The 818-nt window shown below is 72.9% G+C and carries 1 protein-coding gene; it reads left to right on the top strand.

Going from position 1 to position 818, the window contains the following annotated elements; genetic code table 11:
• A partial coding sequence (locus tag KUM32_RS39170) for a GTPase HflX (protein ID WP_217146526.1) occupies positions 1 to 618 on the top strand: 618 nt, incomplete at its 5' end.
• Positions 619 to 818 lie beyond the last annotated feature (200 nt).

Genomic DNA, 818 nt, shown 5'->3' with positions numbered 1-818 from the left:
CTGGTGGAGAACGCCCTGTTCGCCACCCTGGACCCGACGGTGCGCCGGGCCGAGACGCCCAGCGGCCGGCTCTACACCCTCGCCGACACCGTCGGATTCGTGCGGCACCTGCCGCACCACCTCGTCGAGGCGTTCCGCTCCACGATGGAGGAGGTCGCGGACTCCGACCTGATCCTGCACGTGGTGGACGGTTCGCACCCGGCGCCGGAGGAGCAGTTGGCGGCCGTGCGCGAGGTGATTCGGGACGTGGGCGCCGTCGACGTGCCGGAGATCGTGGTGGTCAACAAGGCGGACGCCGCGGACCCGGTGGTGCTGCAACGGCTGCTGCGCATCGAGCCGCACGCGATCGCCGTGTCGGCGCGGTCCGGGCAGGGCCTCGCGGAGTTGCTGGCGCTCATCGACGCGGAGCTGCCCAGGCCGAGCGTCGAGATCGAGGTGCTGGTGCCGTACACGCGCGGTGGCCTGGTCTCGCGCACGCACGCCGAGGGCGAGGTGATCTCCGAGGAGCACACCTCGGAGGGCACGTTGCTCAAGGCCCGGGTGCACGCGGAACTGGCGGCGGAACTGCAGCCGTACGTGCCCGTGGGCTCCGCCGGCAACCCGGCGATCACCGCCTGACCCGCCCGCCCCGGTCTCCTCGGCTGACCCGTGTCACCGCCTCGGCCGGCTTGTGCCCTGAGTCGTAGCGTCGCGGCGCGACACCGTCACGGCCGACTCGGTGCGGCCCGCGCGAGTCCGAAAGCGCGTCGAGGGCCCGTTTCCTCCCCCTTCCGTGGGGAGGGAACGGGCCCTCTGCCGTACCCCGTACGGCCCTCAGC

The organism is Streptomyces sp. AC627_RSS907, assembly GCF_019049165.1.
This window is presented reverse-complemented; position numbering and strand designations above follow the sequence as displayed.